At 73.4% G+C, this 14238-nt stretch carries 10 protein-coding genes; 4 read left to right on the top strand and 6 right to left on the bottom strand.

What is annotated here, in order from left to right; translation table 11 throughout:
* Positions 1 to 174 precede the first annotated feature (174 nt).
* Together ACFC09_RS04980 and ACFC09_RS04975 are read right to left on the bottom strand one after the other, a co-directional pair.
* Complete coding sequence (locus ACFC09_RS04980) at positions 175 to 1197, bottom strand: esterase-like activity of phytase family protein (protein ID WP_376524022.1); 1023 nt, start codon at positions 1195 to 1197, stop codon at positions 175 to 177.
* 57 nt (positions 1198 to 1254) lie between these two features.
* Positions 1255 to 2115: a serine hydrolase gene (locus tag ACFC09_RS04975; RefSeq protein WP_376524020.1), complete on the bottom strand. Its 861-nt coding sequence runs from the start codon at positions 2113 to 2115 to the stop codon at positions 1255 to 1257.
* Between the two features lie 203 nt (positions 2116 to 2318).
* Between ACFC09_RS04975 and ACFC09_RS04970 the strand changes: the two genes are divergently transcribed.
* Together ACFC09_RS04970 and ACFC09_RS04965 are read left to right on the top strand one after the other, a co-directional pair.
* Complete coding sequence (locus tag ACFC09_RS04970; protein ID WP_376524018.1) at positions 2319 to 4661, top strand: ArnT family glycosyltransferase; 2343 nt, start codon at positions 2319 to 2321, stop codon at positions 4659 to 4661.
* Between the two features lie 175 nt (positions 4662 to 4836).
* On the top strand, positions 4837 to 5190 hold the full coding sequence (locus ACFC09_RS04965) for a peptidase inhibitor family I36 protein (RefSeq protein WP_376524017.1): 354 nt from the start codon (positions 4837 to 4839) through the stop codon (positions 5188 to 5190).
* A 126-nt stretch (positions 5191 to 5316) separates the two neighbouring features.
* On the opposite strand, the gene ACFC09_RS04960 is transcribed toward ACFC09_RS04965, so the two are convergent.
* From ACFC09_RS04960 to ACFC09_RS04950, 3 genes are read right to left on the bottom strand one after another with little or no spacing between them, the layout of a single operon-like run.
* Positions 5317 to 7002 carry a thiamine pyrophosphate-binding protein gene (locus ACFC09_RS04960; protein ID WP_376524015.1) on the bottom strand — a complete coding sequence of 562 codons (1686 nt, stop codon included), beginning with the start codon at positions 7000 to 7002 and terminating at the stop codon, positions 5317 to 5319.
* A 58-nt stretch (positions 7003 to 7060) separates the two neighbouring features.
* Positions 7061 to 8029: an agmatinase gene (speB, locus tag ACFC09_RS04955; RefSeq protein WP_376524014.1), complete on the bottom strand. Its 969-nt coding sequence runs from the start codon at positions 8027 to 8029 to the stop codon at positions 7061 to 7063.
* 55 nt (positions 8030 to 8084) lie between these two features.
* Positions 8085 to 9662, bottom strand: coding sequence for a sodium:solute symporter (locus ACFC09_RS04950; RefSeq protein ID WP_376524013.1), 1578 nt, complete (start codon positions 9660 to 9662; stop codon positions 8085 to 8087).
* Between the two features lie 238 nt (positions 9663 to 9900).
* Here ACFC09_RS04950 and ACFC09_RS04945 point away from each other — a divergent pair, with 238 nt between their 5' ends.
* Together ACFC09_RS04945 and ACFC09_RS04940 are read left to right on the top strand one after the other, a co-directional pair.
* The gene (locus tag ACFC09_RS04945) at positions 9901 to 11934 is read left to right on the top strand and encodes a helix-turn-helix domain-containing protein (RefSeq protein WP_376524011.1); all 2034 of its coding nucleotides are present in this window, start codon (positions 9901 to 9903) and stop codon (positions 11932 to 11934) included.
* Positions 11935 to 12001: 67 nt separating this feature from the next.
* Positions 12002 to 12799, top strand: a complete 798-nt coding sequence (locus ACFC09_RS04940; RefSeq protein ID WP_376524010.1) for a phosphatase — start codon at positions 12002 to 12004, stop codon at positions 12797 to 12799.
* 241 nt (positions 12800 to 13040) lie between these two features.
* On the opposite strand, the gene ACFC09_RS04935 is transcribed toward ACFC09_RS04940, so the two are convergent.
* The gene (locus ACFC09_RS04935) at positions 13041 to 14198 is read right to left on the bottom strand and encodes an acyl-CoA dehydrogenase family protein (protein WP_376524009.1); all 1158 of its coding nucleotides are present in this window, start codon (positions 14196 to 14198) and stop codon (positions 13041 to 13043) included.
* Between the last annotated feature and the right edge of the window lie 40 nt (positions 14199 to 14238).

Here is a 14238-nt window from a genome sequence, read left to right as displayed (position 1 = left end):
CCCGCGCCCCTTCCGGGGCGCGCCTGGGCCTCCGCTCCACTGCGGGCAACGGTCCGACGGGGTGCCCAGGCCGCACCGCCGCGGGGGACACGGGGGCATCGGTCCGCGGCTTGTCCGTGGCTGGGCGCGCGGTTCCCCGCGCCCCTTTCGGGGCGCCGGCCTGGCCGGGGCTGGTCAGAGGCGTACGTGGAGGTAGTAGAACCGTGTCGTCTGTGCCGTGTTCTGGTTGTCGTCGCTGACCAGCAGGATCTTCAGGCCGGTGCGGTCCCGGCCGGTGATCGTCATGCCCTCGATGTTGTCGAGGAGGGGGTTGGGCTGGGGCTGCTTGGCGGTGGCGCCCAGGGACGGGCAGGTGACCAGGTCCGCCAGCAGGATCTTGCGGATCGGCCGCACGCCGGGCCCGACGGTCAGGTTCTCCACGCCGCTGACGTCCGTGGCGTGCCGGGGTTCTGCCAGGTAGAGGCGGACGGTGTTGCCGACGCCCGCGGTGAAGCCGCGCTCCAGGACCAGCAGCCGACCGTCCGGGGTCGCCTGCACCTCGGGCACGCCCAGCCCGGGGTCGGTCCGGTAGGCGTACTGCGCCGAGAGGCGGAAGTGGCCGTCCTTCGTCCGCTGCCAGGTCTGGAAGCGGACGGTGTCGGCGGCGTCGCCGGAGAGCGCGCCCTCCATGGCGGCGAGCAGGGTACGGCCGCCGGGCAGCAGGGTCAGGCCCTCGAAGGTCTGGTTGGCCATGGCGCGGCCCGCCGGGGCGACCCGCAGGGCGGACGGGACCGGCAGCCGGTCGAGGATCCGGCCGTCGCGGGAGTAGCGGCGTACGGACGGCTCGGTCTCGGAGGTGACCAGCCGGGTCCCGTCGCCGTCCACGACCAGGCCCTCGGAGTCCAGCGCGGCGCCCTTCTCGTCGGCGAGCGGGACGGCCGACGCCGGCCGGAGGGTCGTCGCGTCCAGCCCGAACAGCGTGGAGCGGTCGGAGAGGGCGGCGAGGGAGCCGTCGAGGTCCACGGCGAGCGCGGAGAGGTTGCCGACGAACGTCCCGTCGTACGTCGTCTTGTCGAGCGCGTCCGAGAAGCGGTCGATGGACACGGCGGGCGAGCAGGCGCCGCCCGCCGCGGGGACGGCCGCCTCGGCGGTCCCCGCGACGGTGAGGCAGGTGGCCGCTCCCAGCGCGGCGGTGAACGTGGCGAGTACGGTTCGCATGCGCGCGGGCGTCACCGTAGAACAGATCGGTGACACCGTGGGGGACCCGCCGAACGCTCAACTTCCGGCCGCGGCAAGGTCCTTGTGGATGGCCTTGGCGACGCCCTGGATGGTGCTGATGCCGTAGTTCATGGTGCTGTTGCCGTGGGTCAGCACGGTGATCATGTAGTTGTGGCGACCGCCGGTGAACGTGCCCACGCTGTGCACCCGCCAGCCGTGCGTGGACCGTTGCAGCCAGCCGTTCTTGACGTGCGTGGCGACACCGGAGGGCGCGCCGTACGGGGTGCCCCAGCGCTGGGAGGAGACGACCTGGCCCATCAGCTTGGTGATGTAGGCACGGGAGTTGTCGCTGAGCACGCTGTTCTTGGCGGTGATCAGCGACAGCAGCTTCTGCTCGTCGGTCACGTTGATCTGGGTCAGGCCCCAGTAGCCGTTCGCGCCCGGCGTGGTCCGCGTCATCTTCGCGGCGGCCAGGAAGCCCTTGATCTTCGTCAGGCCGAGCTGTTTCCACAGCTTGCTGGTCGCGTCGTTGTCCGACTTGGTGATCATGGCCTTGGTGAGGGTGGCCTCACGGTCGGTCAGGTAGCGGTTGTGCTTCTTCGCGTCCCACAGCAGCGTGGCGAGGACGGTGACCTTGACCACGCTGGCGGAGTCATAGGCGGTGGTGGACCGCAGGGTGCAGGTCGTCTTGGAGGTGCGGTCGTAGAGACCGACGGCGATGGTGCCGTTGCGGCCGGCGACGGCCGCCGTGATGTCCTTCTTCAACTTGGCGGCGAGGCCCGCCTTGGCCGACGTACAACTGACCGTGGGCGTGGCCGCGGCGGCGGCCGGAGCGGCGGCGACGATGCCCGGGAGGAGCAGCGCGGCACCGACGCCGGCGGCCCGGACCGTGGCGCGGCTGGGTATCCAGTAAGTCATGTACCTGTTGACTCACGGATTCACCCGAAAGGTTGCACGGGTGGGCTCACCGGTGACAAAAGAGCGAAAGCCTTCACGCGTCGCCCCTTCGGCGTCCTGTGACTTTTCACAGGACTTCTCACCGGGCTTCTCAGCGGACTTCTCACAGGAAGAGGCAAGGCGGGGCACAGCGTCCGCCCACGCCCGCTGTGCACGATGCGCCGGTGACCTCAGCCACCGATCCACTCCCCCACCCGACCGTCGCCTCTGACCGGCCGCCGGCCCACCGGCACGCGGTGCCCCGGGCGGCGCGGCCCCGCTGGTCGCTCCCCACACTGATCGCGATCATGGTCCTGGCGGCGGTGCTCTACTCCTGGAACCTCTCCGCGTCCGGCCTCAACAGCTTCTACAGCGCGGCCGTGCTGAGCGGCACGGAGAGCTGGAAGTCCTGGTTCTTCGGCTCGTTGGACGCGGGCAACTTCCTCACCGTCGACAAACCGCCCCTCGCGCTCATGGTCATGGGCCTGTCCTGCCGCGTCCTCGGCTACGGCACCTGGCAGATGATGGCGCCGATGATCGTGGCCGCGCTGGCGACGATCTGGATCCTGCACTCCTGCGTGCGGCGGGTGTGGGGCCACGCGGCGGCCACCGTGGCCGCGCTGGTCCTGGCGCTGACCCCGATCACCGTCGCCATCAACCGCGACAACAACCCCGACACCCTGCTGCTCCTGCTGATGGTCGGCGGCGCGGCGCTGGCGCTGCGCGCGGTCCGTGGCGGCAGGCTGCTGCCGCTGCTGGGCTCGGCGGTCTGCTTCGGCCTCGCGTTCAACACGAAGATGCTCCAGGGCTACATCGCCCTGCCCGCCGTCTTCGCGGTCTATCTCTACGCGGCCCGGCCCGCGTTGGTGAAGCGGCTGGTCAACCTGGCGCTGGCGGCCGTGGTGCTGGCCGTCTCCAGTCTCTGGTGGGCGGTGGCGGTCTCCCTGGTCCCCGCGTCCGAACGGCCGTACGTCGGCGGCTCCACGGACGGCACCGCCTGGAACCTGATCATGGGCTACAACGGCCTCGGCCGGGTCTTCGGCGGCGACGACAACATGGGCGGCGGAGGCGGGGGCGGAGGCGGCGCCGGGGGCGGCTTCTCCGGCGCGGCGGGGCTCGGCCGGATGTTCAACGACATCCTCGGCGGCCAGATCTCCTGGCTGCTGCCGTTCTCCGCGGTCGCGCTCTGCGCCGGTCTGCTGCTGTGCGGACGCGCCCCGCGCACCGACCCGACCCGCGCCGCGCTGGTGCTGTGGGGCGGCTGGACCGTGCTGCACTTCGTGACCTTCAGCCTGGCCGAGGGCACCATGCACCCGTACTACACGACCGCCCTCGCACCCGGCATCGCGGCGCTGTGCGCGGGCGGCGGGACGATGCTGCTGCGGGCGTTCCGCACCGACCGGCGCTGGGCCTGGGTGCTGCCCGCGGCCCTCGCGCTGACCGGGATCTGGGCGATCGTGCTGCTGCGCCGGGCGACCGGCTGGCAGACCTGGCTGTGGCCGACGGTCGGCGTGCTCATGGCGGCGGGGATCGTGGGCCTGTTCGTCTTCCGCGACGGCAGGCGGGTACGGCTGCTGGCGGCCTCCGTGGCCGCGGCGGTGGTCGCGGCGGTGGCGGGCCCGGCCGCGTACGCCTGGTCGGTGCCCACCGGCTCGGGCGGCGGCATGGGCGGGACGAACCCGACGGCGGGCCCCGCCACGGGCGGCCGGTTCGGCGGCGGGCAGGGCGGCGGACCGGGTGGCGGCGGCCGGGGCGGCTTCGGCGGCAACGGAGGCAGCGGCAGCGGGGATCCGGGGAACGCGGAGCTGCCCCGGCAGGGCGGTGCGGACGCCGAGGCGGGCGCCGACTCCCCGGGCGGGGGTTTCCCCGAAGGGGGCTTCCCGGGCCGCGGCGAGGGCGGCGCGACCGACGGCGGTGACATGCGCGGCGGCGAGTTGCCGGGCGGCGGTTTCCCCGGCGGAGGCGGCGCGGAGGCGGGCGGCGAGCCGCCGAGCGACGCGGCCGGCGCCGGCGGGGGTGCGGGCGGCATGGGCGGCCGGGGCGGTACCGACCCCGGGCTGATCTCGTACCTGGAGAAACACCAGGACGGCGCCACCTGGCTGCTCGCGGTGGCCAATTCGCAGACCGCGTCCCAGCTCATCGTGAGCAGCGGCCGGCCGGTCATCTCCATGTGGGGCTGGACCGGCACCGACAAGGCGATGACGCTCGACAAGCTCAAGGAGCTGGTGACGAAGGGCGAGCTGCACTACGTCCAGCTCGGCGGCGGTGGCATGGGCGGCGGCCTGGGCGGGGGCAGCACCCTGAGCACCGAGGTCACCCAGTGGGTGCAGAAGCACGGCACGGCGGTACCGGAGAGCGCGTACAGCTCGTCGAAGCCGTCCGGCACTTCTGAGACGTCCGGCACTTCTGAGACGTCCGGCACTTCTGAGACGTCCGGCTCGTCGTCGGACGCGTCCGACTCGTCGAGCGCGTCGAAGTCATCGGGCTCGTCGACGGTCTACCGGCTGGACCCGTCGGACGTGAGCTGACCCGGCCCGTCCACGAACGGCTCCCGGCTCCCCTCCTGGTGTGCTTGAACGACTAATTCGCTCACACCGGTGACGCCGATCTTGCACCCGGGCGTGTCCCGGTGCCCGGACCGGAGCATGGAGGCGCCTCGGCCCCTTCGCCGAGGCGCCCCAACTCGCCTTTACGGAGAGCTATATGAAGCTTCGTTCGTGGTCCGTCGCCGCCGCCCTCGCGCTGACGGCCCTGGTCGCGCCCGCTCAGGCCGCCTCCGCCCAGGCCGCCGCCCCGTCCTGTCCCGACGGATCGGTGTGTTTCTGGAGCAGCGAGGGCTTCGGCGGTTCCTACTGGGAGTGGACGTCCCGCAGTGGCTACCGCGACATGCCGCCCAGCCTGCACGACCACGTCGGCTCCTTCGTCGCGAGCGCCCGCGCCTGCTTCATCAACTGGTCGCCGGTCGAGAAGCGGGACGTGTACAACGGCGACTGGCGCTCGAAGTACCTCGGTGACTTCGGCGGCCGTATCGACGGTGTGGGGCCGGGCGCCTGCTGACCCACGACGCCGGCCACCGGCCCACCGGCGTCGTCGGCCCGGCCCGTCGGCGTCAGCCGAGGCGCGTCGGCGTCGTAGGCACATCGACGTCGTAGGCGCATCCACGTCGTAGGCGCATCCACGTCGTCAGCCGAGGTGCGTCGGCGCGAACATCCGCAGTACCGCGGGCAGCACGACCACCGACGGGCCCGGTGACGCCAGCGCGTCCGCCAGGTCCGCCGCCAGGGCCCCGGGCGTGGTCCGCACCCCCGGGACCCCGAAGGACGCGGCCAGCGCCACATAGTCGGGGCGGGTCAGCTCCGTCGCCGTGGCCCGGCCGAACGCGTCGGTCATGTACTCGCGCAGAATGCCGTAGCCGCCGTCGTCGACGATCAGCCAGGTGACGTTCAGGTCGTACTGGCGGGCCGTCGCCAGCTCGGCGATCGAGTACAGCGCGCCGCCGTCGCCCGACACCGCCAGCACCGGGCGGGTCGGGTCGGCGGCGGCCGCGCCGAGCGCCGCCGGGAAGCCGTAGCCGAGGCCGCCGGAGCCCTGCGCCGAGTGCATGGCGTTCGGGGCCTGGGCGTCGAAGGCCGACCAGGCCCAGTAGGCCAGGATCGTCATGTCCCAGAAGGACGGCGCACCGGGCGGCAGGGCCCGCCGGACCGACGCCAGCACCTCCTGTTCCAGGGTGAGTTCCTGGGCCGCGATGCGATCGGCGACCTTGGCGAGCAGGGCCCGTACCCGTTCCGGTGCCGTCTCGTCCGTGCGCTCGTCCACCGTCTCCAGCAGTGCCTGGAGGGCGAGCCGGGCGTCCGCGTGGATGCCCAGGGCGGGGTGGTTGGACTCCAGCTTGCCGAGGTCGGCCTCGATCTGGATCACCCGGCCGCGCGGCGCGAACGTGTGGTAGTTGGACGACAGTTCGCCGAGTCCCGAGCCGACGACCAGCAGGACGTCCGCGTCCGCCAGGAACTCCGTGGTGTGCCGGTCCTCCAGCCAGGACCGGAGGGACAGCGGATGCTCCCACGGGAACGCGCCCTTGCCGCCGTAGGTCGTCACGACCGGGGCGGCCAGCCGTTCGGCCAGCCGCCGCAGCTTGCCGGACGCGTCCGCCCGGACCACTCCCCCGCCGGCGATGATCGCCGGCCGGGCGGCGCGCGAGAGCAGGTCGGCGGCCAGGGCGGTCAGTTCGGGGCGCGGCGGCAGTTCGTCCGGGGTCGCGTCCATCGCCGTCACGACCGGCAGGGCCGTCTCCGCCAGCAGCACGTCCTCGGGGATCTCCACCCACACCGGACCGTGCGGGGCGGTCAGCGCCGACTTCCACGCGGCGGCGAGGGCGGACGGGATCTGGGACTGGGCGCGGACGGTGTGCACCGACTTCACCACACCGCGGAACGAGGCCGCCTGGTCCGGCAGTTCGTGCAGATACCCGTGGCGCCCGCCGCCCAGCCCCGCCGTCGGGATCTGGCTGCTGACGGCGAGGACGGGGGCCGAGGCCGCCGCCGCCTCCTGGAGCGCGGCCAGCGAGGTCAGCGCGCCCGGCCCCGTCGACAGCAGCAGGGGCGCGGCCTCGCCGGTGATCCGGCCGTACGCGTCCGCCGCGAAACCGGCGTTGTTCTCCACCCGCAGGCCGATGTAGCGCAGGTCGAAGCGGCGCAGCGCGTCGAAGACACCGAGGGCGTGCTGGCCGGGCAGGCCGAACACGGTGGTCGCGCCGAGCCCGGCCAGGGTCTCCACGACCAGGTCGCCGCCGTTGCGGCCGGGAGGAGGGGCGAGGGCCGCCGCCGTCTGCGCGGGGGTCGGGCGGAGTACCAGGTCGTGGTCGTGCGTCACTGGGGCTCGGTCTCCTGGGAGGGGTGCGGGGGGTACGGGGGGTACGGGAGGGCCGGGGTCACGCGGTGCGGTCCGCCGCGATCCTGCGGGTCATCAGGGTGGTCAGCTCGTACGCCGTGTGGGCGGCGGCGACAGCGGTGATCTCGGCGTGGTCGTAGGCGGGCGCCACCTCGACGACGTCCGCCGACACCAGGTTGCAGGACGCCAGGCCGCGCAGGATCTCCAGCAGCTCGCGGGAGGTCAGGCCGCCCGCCTCGGGGGTGCCGGTGCCGGGCGCGTGGGCCGGGTCGAGGCAGTCGATGTCGATGGAGACGTACAACGGCCGGTCGCCGATGCGCTGCCGCAGTTGGTCGGCGACCTCGTCGGCGCCGCGCCGGTAGACGTCCGCGGAGGTGACGATGCCGAAGCCCATCTTCTGGTCGTCGCTGAGGTCCTGCTTGCCGTAGAGCGGGCCGCGGATGCCGACGTGGGAGAGGGCCGACGTGTCGAGGACGCCCTCCTCGACGGCCCGCCGGAACGGGGTGCCGTGGGTGTACTCGGCGCCGAAGTAGGTGTCCCAGGTGTCCAGGTGGGCGTCGAAGTGGAGCAGTGCGACCGGGCCGTGCCGCCTGGCGACCGAGCGCAGCAGCGGCAGCGCGATGGTGTGGTCGCCGCCGAGGGTGACGAGCCGGGCGCCGGTGCCGAGCAGTTCGTCGGCCGCCGCCTCGACGGTCGCCACCGCCTCGCCGATGTGGAACGGGTTCACGGCGATGTCGCCGGCGTCCGCGACCTGGGCGAGCGCGAAGGGCGAGGCGTCCTGGGCCGGGTTGTAGGGGCGCAGCAGCCGGGACGCCTCACGGATGGCGTTGCCGCCGAACCGGGCGCCCGGCCGGTAGGAGACACCGGAGTCGAACGGCACGCCCACGACGGCGACGTCGGCGGCGGGAACCTCGTCCAGGCGGGGCAGCCGGGCGAAGGTCGCGGGGCCCGCGTAGCGCGGGATGCGGGAGGAGTCGACGGGCCCGCGGGGCGTCTCGGTGCCGCTCATGGTGAAATGCCTTCTTTCTTGCGCTTGTTCGCGCATGTACTGCTTCCGGACGACTCTAGTGGTGGGCCGGTGCGGGTGCGGAGGGGAGTTCGGGGGTCCGTCCGGCGAGGCGTTCGCGCCAGGCGGCCAGGACGGCGGCGTCGGTCGGCTTCGTCAGCAGCGAGACGACGACGTAGACGGCGAGGGAGGACAGCAGGCCGTAGTAGACGGGTTCGTTGGCGAGGATGCCGAAGGAGGCCATCAGGCCGATGACCGCGAGGCCACCGACCAGCACCGAGGCGAGGGCGCCCTGTACGGTGCCGCGCTTCCACAGCAGTCCGCCGAGGACGGGGACGAGCAGCCCGCCGACGAGCAGGTTGTAGGCGACGGTCAGGGCCTCGACGACGTCGTTGAGCGCGATGGCCGTGGCGATCACGCCGACGCCCATGATCAGGATGAACGCGCGGTTGCCGGTGACCTCGTCGCGCGCGTCCCCGCCCGGTACGGCCGCGTCGTGCCCGTCGTGCGTGCCGTGCCCGCCGTGCCCGTGGTGCGCGTCGTGCGTGCCGTGCCCGTCGTGCGCGTCCACTTGGTGGCGTACCCCCCGTACCCCCTGGGGGCGCAGCACGCCCCGCAGCCGGGACCAGATGTCGTTGTTGGCGACGGTGGCGCAGGCGATCAGCGCGCCGGACGAGGTGGACATCACGGCGGCCAGCGCGGCGGCCAGCACCAGCCCGCGCACACCGATCGGGAGTTCGTCCTTGACGATGGTGGCGAAGGCGTCGTCCGGGCTGCCCAGCCGGGGGTAGAGCACCTTGGCCGCGGTGCCGATGACGGCTCCCGCGAGGGCGTAGACGAGGCAGTAGGTGCCCGCCACCGTGCCGCCCCACCTGGCGGTCCGGTCGCTGCGGGCGGTGAAGACGCGCTGCCAGATGTCCTGCCCGATGAGCATGCCGAAGGTGTAGATCAGGACGTAGGTGAAGATCGTCTCGCCGCCGATGCCCAGCGGGTCGAAGTAACCGGTGGGCAGCTCGGCCTTCATCTCGGCGAAGCCGCCCGCCTTCACGACCGCGACGGGCAGCAGGAGGAGCAGCACACCGACGGTCTTGACGACGAACTGCACCATGTCGGTGAGCGTGATGGACCACATGCCGCCGAGGGTGGAGTAGGCGACCACGATCGTGCCGCCGATGACGATCGCGACGGTGCGGTTCAGGTCGAAGAGGACGTCGAAGATCGTGGCGTACGCGATGGTCGACGTCACCGCGAGCATCAGCGTGTACGCCCACATGACCACGCCCGTGACGACGCCGGCCCGGCCGCCGTAGCGCAGGTCGAGCATCTCGGAGACGGTGTAGACCTTCAGGCGGGCGATGCGGGCGGAGAAGAACACGCTCAGCGCGAGCAGACCGAGCCCGATGGTGAGGACCATCCAGGCGCCGGACAGGCCGTACTTGTAGCCGAGGCCCACGCCGCCGATGGTGGAGGCGCCGCCGAGGACGATGGCCGCCATGGTGCCGGAGTACATCGCGGGCCCGAGGCGGCGGCCGGCCACCAGGAACTCGCTCTTGGACCTGGCGCGGCGCATGCCCCACCAGCCCATGGCCAGCATGCCGACGAGATAGACGGCGATCACGGTGTAGTCGACGGCCATGTGGGGGCTCTCCTTCGCGCACGGTCGGGGGCGTGTCGTGCAGGGACGCGTCGTGCGGAGACGGTCGGGTTCTCCGGGACGTGGGGCTTCCGGGGAACGGGGACGCCGGCAGCGGATCGCGGGGACATCCGCCCGTACCCGCGACTGCCGGTCCGGACCGACATTAGGTGGCCGGAAAGCAACTGCGAAGTGTACGTTTCATCCATTCGAGCGAGGCCGGATGGAAGGAACGCACACCATGCCGGACACGCCCGCACCAGCCGCACCACCCGTCCCGCCCACCCCACCGGTACCGCTGACGGCGCTGCTGGCCCGGGAGGACCTGGCCCTGCGGCAGATCGCCGGACCGTCGGGCGACGGGGTCGTCGTCCACTGGGCGCACACCTCGGAGATGTCCGACCCGTACCCGTACCTGCTCGGCGGCGAGCTGCTGCTGACCGCGGGCGTGCACGTCCCCACGGCGGCGGGCCCGCACCGCGGTGCCGCCGGCCGGGGGAAGCCGGCTGCGGCGGACCGCCTCGCCGGCTACTTCGACGACTACGTCGCCCGGATCGTGGCGGCGGGCGGCGCGGCGCTGGGCTTCGGTGTCGCCCCGGTCCACGACACGGTCCCGCGGGCCCTGGTCGCGGCCTGCGAGACCGCCGGCCTGCCGCTGGTCGAGGTCCCGCCGCGGACGACCTTCTCGGCCGTGGCGCGGGCGGTCTGGCAGCTGATGGCCCAGGCCCGGCTGGCGGAACTGCGCCGGGTCACGGAGGCCCAGCGGAGCCTGGCGTCCGCCGCCGCCCGCCCCGACCCCGTCCCCGCGGTGCTGCGCCGCCTGGCCCGGCACCTGGGCGGCCGTGCGGTCCTGTACGGGCCCGACGGCACGGAGGTGGCCGCCGCCGGCCGGGCCGGGGAGGACGGCGTGCGCCCGGCACTGGACCGGCTGACCCGGGTCGTACGGCCGCTCGCCGCCGCCCGCCCGCCCTCGGACCCCGCACAGCCCGGTCCGGGGCCGAGCGCCCGGGTCCCCGGGCCGGGCCACTGGCCCGCGCCCGCCGCCCCGGCCACCGCGGACCGGGTGCGCGCGGCGGGGGCGCCCCCCTCGGCCGCCACGGACCCGGAGCCCGCCGACCGACCCCGCGACACCGCCGCCGGACGCGACGACGCCACCGAACCCGCGGACACCGGAACACCCACGGACACCGGAACACCCACGGAGACCGAAGCGCCCACGGGCACCGGAACGCACGTGGACGCCGCAGCGCATACGGACCCCGAAGCACCCACAGCCACCGGAACACCCGCGGGCCCCGAAGCACCCACAGCCACCGAAACCCACGCGGACCCCGGAGCGCACCCGGACCCCGAAGCACACCCGGCCCCCAAAACACACCCGGCCCCCAAAACACACCCGGACCCCGGAGCGCACCCGGTCCTCCCAGGGCCCGCCCGTCCCGGTCCCGCCACCGCCGCCGACACCCTGGGCGGCACCCATCTCGCCGCCTACGCCCTCGGGAACGGGCAGGGCTTCGTACTCGCGGTCGCCGCACCGCGGCGGGAGGCCGGGGACCACACCATCGCCTCCGTGGCCGCCGTCCTGTTGTCCCTGCTCACCGCGGAGCACCGCGGCGGCGCCGGGGCGGCGCGTTCCTCGGCGCTCGTCCGGCTGCTGCTCGGCGCCGCACCGGACGACGTGGCACCGCTGCTGGGTGCGGGACGGTGGACGGTCGTGCACGCCGCCCGCGCACAGGCCCGTCCACCGTCCCGGGTGCCGGACGCGGCCGCCGCGGCCGCGCTGGGAGCGGCGCTGGGTTCGACGCTGGTCGACCTCGCCGGTGACGTCGTACGGGTGCTCGTGCCGGCCGGCCGCGAACCCGCCCCGCAACCCGGCTGGACCCTCGGGGTCAGCGCCCCCGCCACCCCGTCGAGGTGGCCGTCCGCCGACGCCCAGGCGGCCCGCGCCCTGGCCCGCGCCCGCGCCACCCGCGGCGCGCTGGTCCGCCACACCGGCCGCCCCGGGCTGGACGGGCTGGTCGCGCCGGACACGGCGGAGGAGTTCGCCCGCGCGCTGCTGGCGCCGCTCACCGGCCGGCCCGCGCTCGCCGAGACCCTGCGCACCTGGCTGTCCCTGCACGGCAGTTGGGACCGCACCGCGGTCGCGCTGGCCGTGCACCGCAACACGGTGCGGCAGCGGATCGGCCGGTGCGCCTCCCTTCTCGGCACCGACCTCGACGACCCCGATGTCCGCATGGAGCTCTGGTTCGCGCTGAAGCAGCCGGAGCACCCGTGAGTGACCCGCGTCCCAGCGGGCGATACGCAGGGCGAACCGCACCACCCGCTGCCCCACAATGGGGGGCATGCCGATACCCGGGACACCCAGCCGTGCCGAGCTAGTCGACCATCTCGTGCGCACCCGTATCGCGGGCGACGTCGCCACTCCCCGCGAGAACAACCTCTCCCACTACCGCAAGCTGTCGAACGGCGACCGCAACTTCTGGCTCGGCCTTGAGCTCGGCGACCGCTGGCAGGACGAGCAGGACGTGCTCGCGGTGATGGCGGAGCGGGTCGGTGTCAACGACGACGCCGAGTACCGGTACGGACAGGACACCATCGACCCCGAGCTGACGGTCGACGCCCTGGACCGGCTGGCGCTGCGGCTGCGCAAGGCGGCCGACGGCGGGCAGCGGGTGCTGTTCGCGACGGGCCACCCGGGCGGCCTGCTCGACGTGCACCGGGCCACGGCCGCCGCACTGCGCGCCGCCGGCTGCGAGATCGTGGTGATTCCGGACGGACTGCGGACGGACGAGGGGTACGTCATGCAGTTCGCGGACGTGGCCGTCCTGGAGCACGGGGCCACGCTCTGGCACACCCACTCCGGTGAGCCGATGCGGGCGATCCTGACGGGACTTGAGCACGCGGAGCGCCCGCTGCCCGACCTGGTCGTCGCCGACCACGGCTGGGCCGGGTACGCGGCACAGCACGGCGTCGACTCCGTCGGGTACGCGGACTGCAACGATCCGGCCCTGTTCCTCGCCGAGTCGGAGGGCACGCTCCAGGTGGCGGTGCCGCTCGACGACCACGTCCTCAGCCCGCGCCACTACGACCCGATGACGGCCTATCTGCTGGCCACGGCGGGCCTGGGCGAGGGCGACTGACGGACCGGCGTCCCGTCACACCGCGATGTGCGGCCCCACAGGGGAGCCGCGCATCACGCCGTTGTCCGTACCGGGTCGGCGTCCGCCGCCATCGCACCTCGGGCGACGGCCGTCGGCGGGCCGCCGGCGGGTGCCGCTGCCGGGGTCACGGCCGGGGTCGGCCCCTGCCGACCGGCGCACCGTACCCGCCGTACCCGCCGTACCCGCCGTACCCGCCGCACCCGCCGCACGGCTCCGGCCCTCAGAGACCCATGTCCTTCGCGATGATCGACTTCATGATCTCGCTGGTGCCGCCGTAGATGCGGTTGACCCGGTTGTCCGCGTACAGGCGGGCGATCGGGTACTCGTTCATGTAGCCGTAGCCGCCGTGCAGCTGGAGGCAGCGGTCGATGACGCGGTGCGCGACCTCGGTGCAGAACAGCTTGGCGCTCGCGGCCTCGGCCGGGGTCAGCTCGCCCGCGTCCAGCGCCTCCAGGGCACGGTCGGCGACCGCCTCGGCGGCGTCCACCTCGGCCTGGCAGGCGGCCAGCTCGAACTTGGTGTTCTGGAAGTGGGCGACCGGCTTGCCGAAGACGGTCCGCTCCTGGACGTACTGCTTGGCGAACCGGACGGCGGCCTTGGCCTGCGCGTACGCGCCGAAGGCGATGCCCCAGCGCTCGGAGGGCAGGTTCGCGCCCAGGTAGGAGAAGCCCTTGTTCTCCTCGCCGAGCAGGTCCTCGGCGGGGACCTCGACGTCGACGAAGGCCAGCTCGGCGGTGTCGGAGGTGCGCAGGCCGAGCTTGTCCAGCTTGCGCCCGACGGAGTAGCCCTCGGCCTTGGTGTCCACGGCGAACAGGGAGATGCCGAAGCGGCGGTCGTCGGCGGTGGGCGCGGCGGTGCGGGCGCAGACGATGACGCGGTCGGCGTGGACGCCGCCGGTGATGAAGGTCTTGGCGCCGTTGAGGACGTAGTGCGTGCCGTCGGCGGAGAGCTTGGCGGTGGTCTTCATGCCCGCGAGGTCGGAGCCGGTGCCCGGCTCGGTCATCGCGATGGCCCACATCTCCTCGCCGGTGACGAACTTCGGCAGGTAGCGCTTCTTCTGCTCGTCGCCGGCGAGCATCTTGATGTACGGCAGGCCGAGCAGCGTGTGCACGCCGGAACCGCCGAAGGCGACGCCCGCGCGGGCGGTCTCCTCGTACTGGATCGCCTCGAACTTGTGGGTCTCGAAGCCCGCGCCGCCGAACTCCTCCGGGACGTTGATGCCGAACAGGCCCAGCTCGCCGAGCTTGAGGTAGAACTCGCGCGGGGCCTGGCCGACGGCGAACCACTCGTCGTACACCGGCACGACCTCGGCCTCGATGAAGGCGCGAAGGGTCTCCCGGAACGCCTCGTGATCCTCGTTGAACACCGTACGGCGCACCGTCGGCCCCTCTCCGCGCCAAAACCGGCGCCGCACTCGC

This window comes from Streptomyces sp. NPDC056161 (assembly GCF_042268025.1).
In the GTDB taxonomy this organism is placed as follows: Bacteria; Actinomycetota; Actinomycetes; order Streptomycetales; family Streptomycetaceae; genus Streptomyces.
Note: the sequence above shows the minus strand (reverse complement) of the source record. Positions and strands in the feature narration are given on the sequence as shown.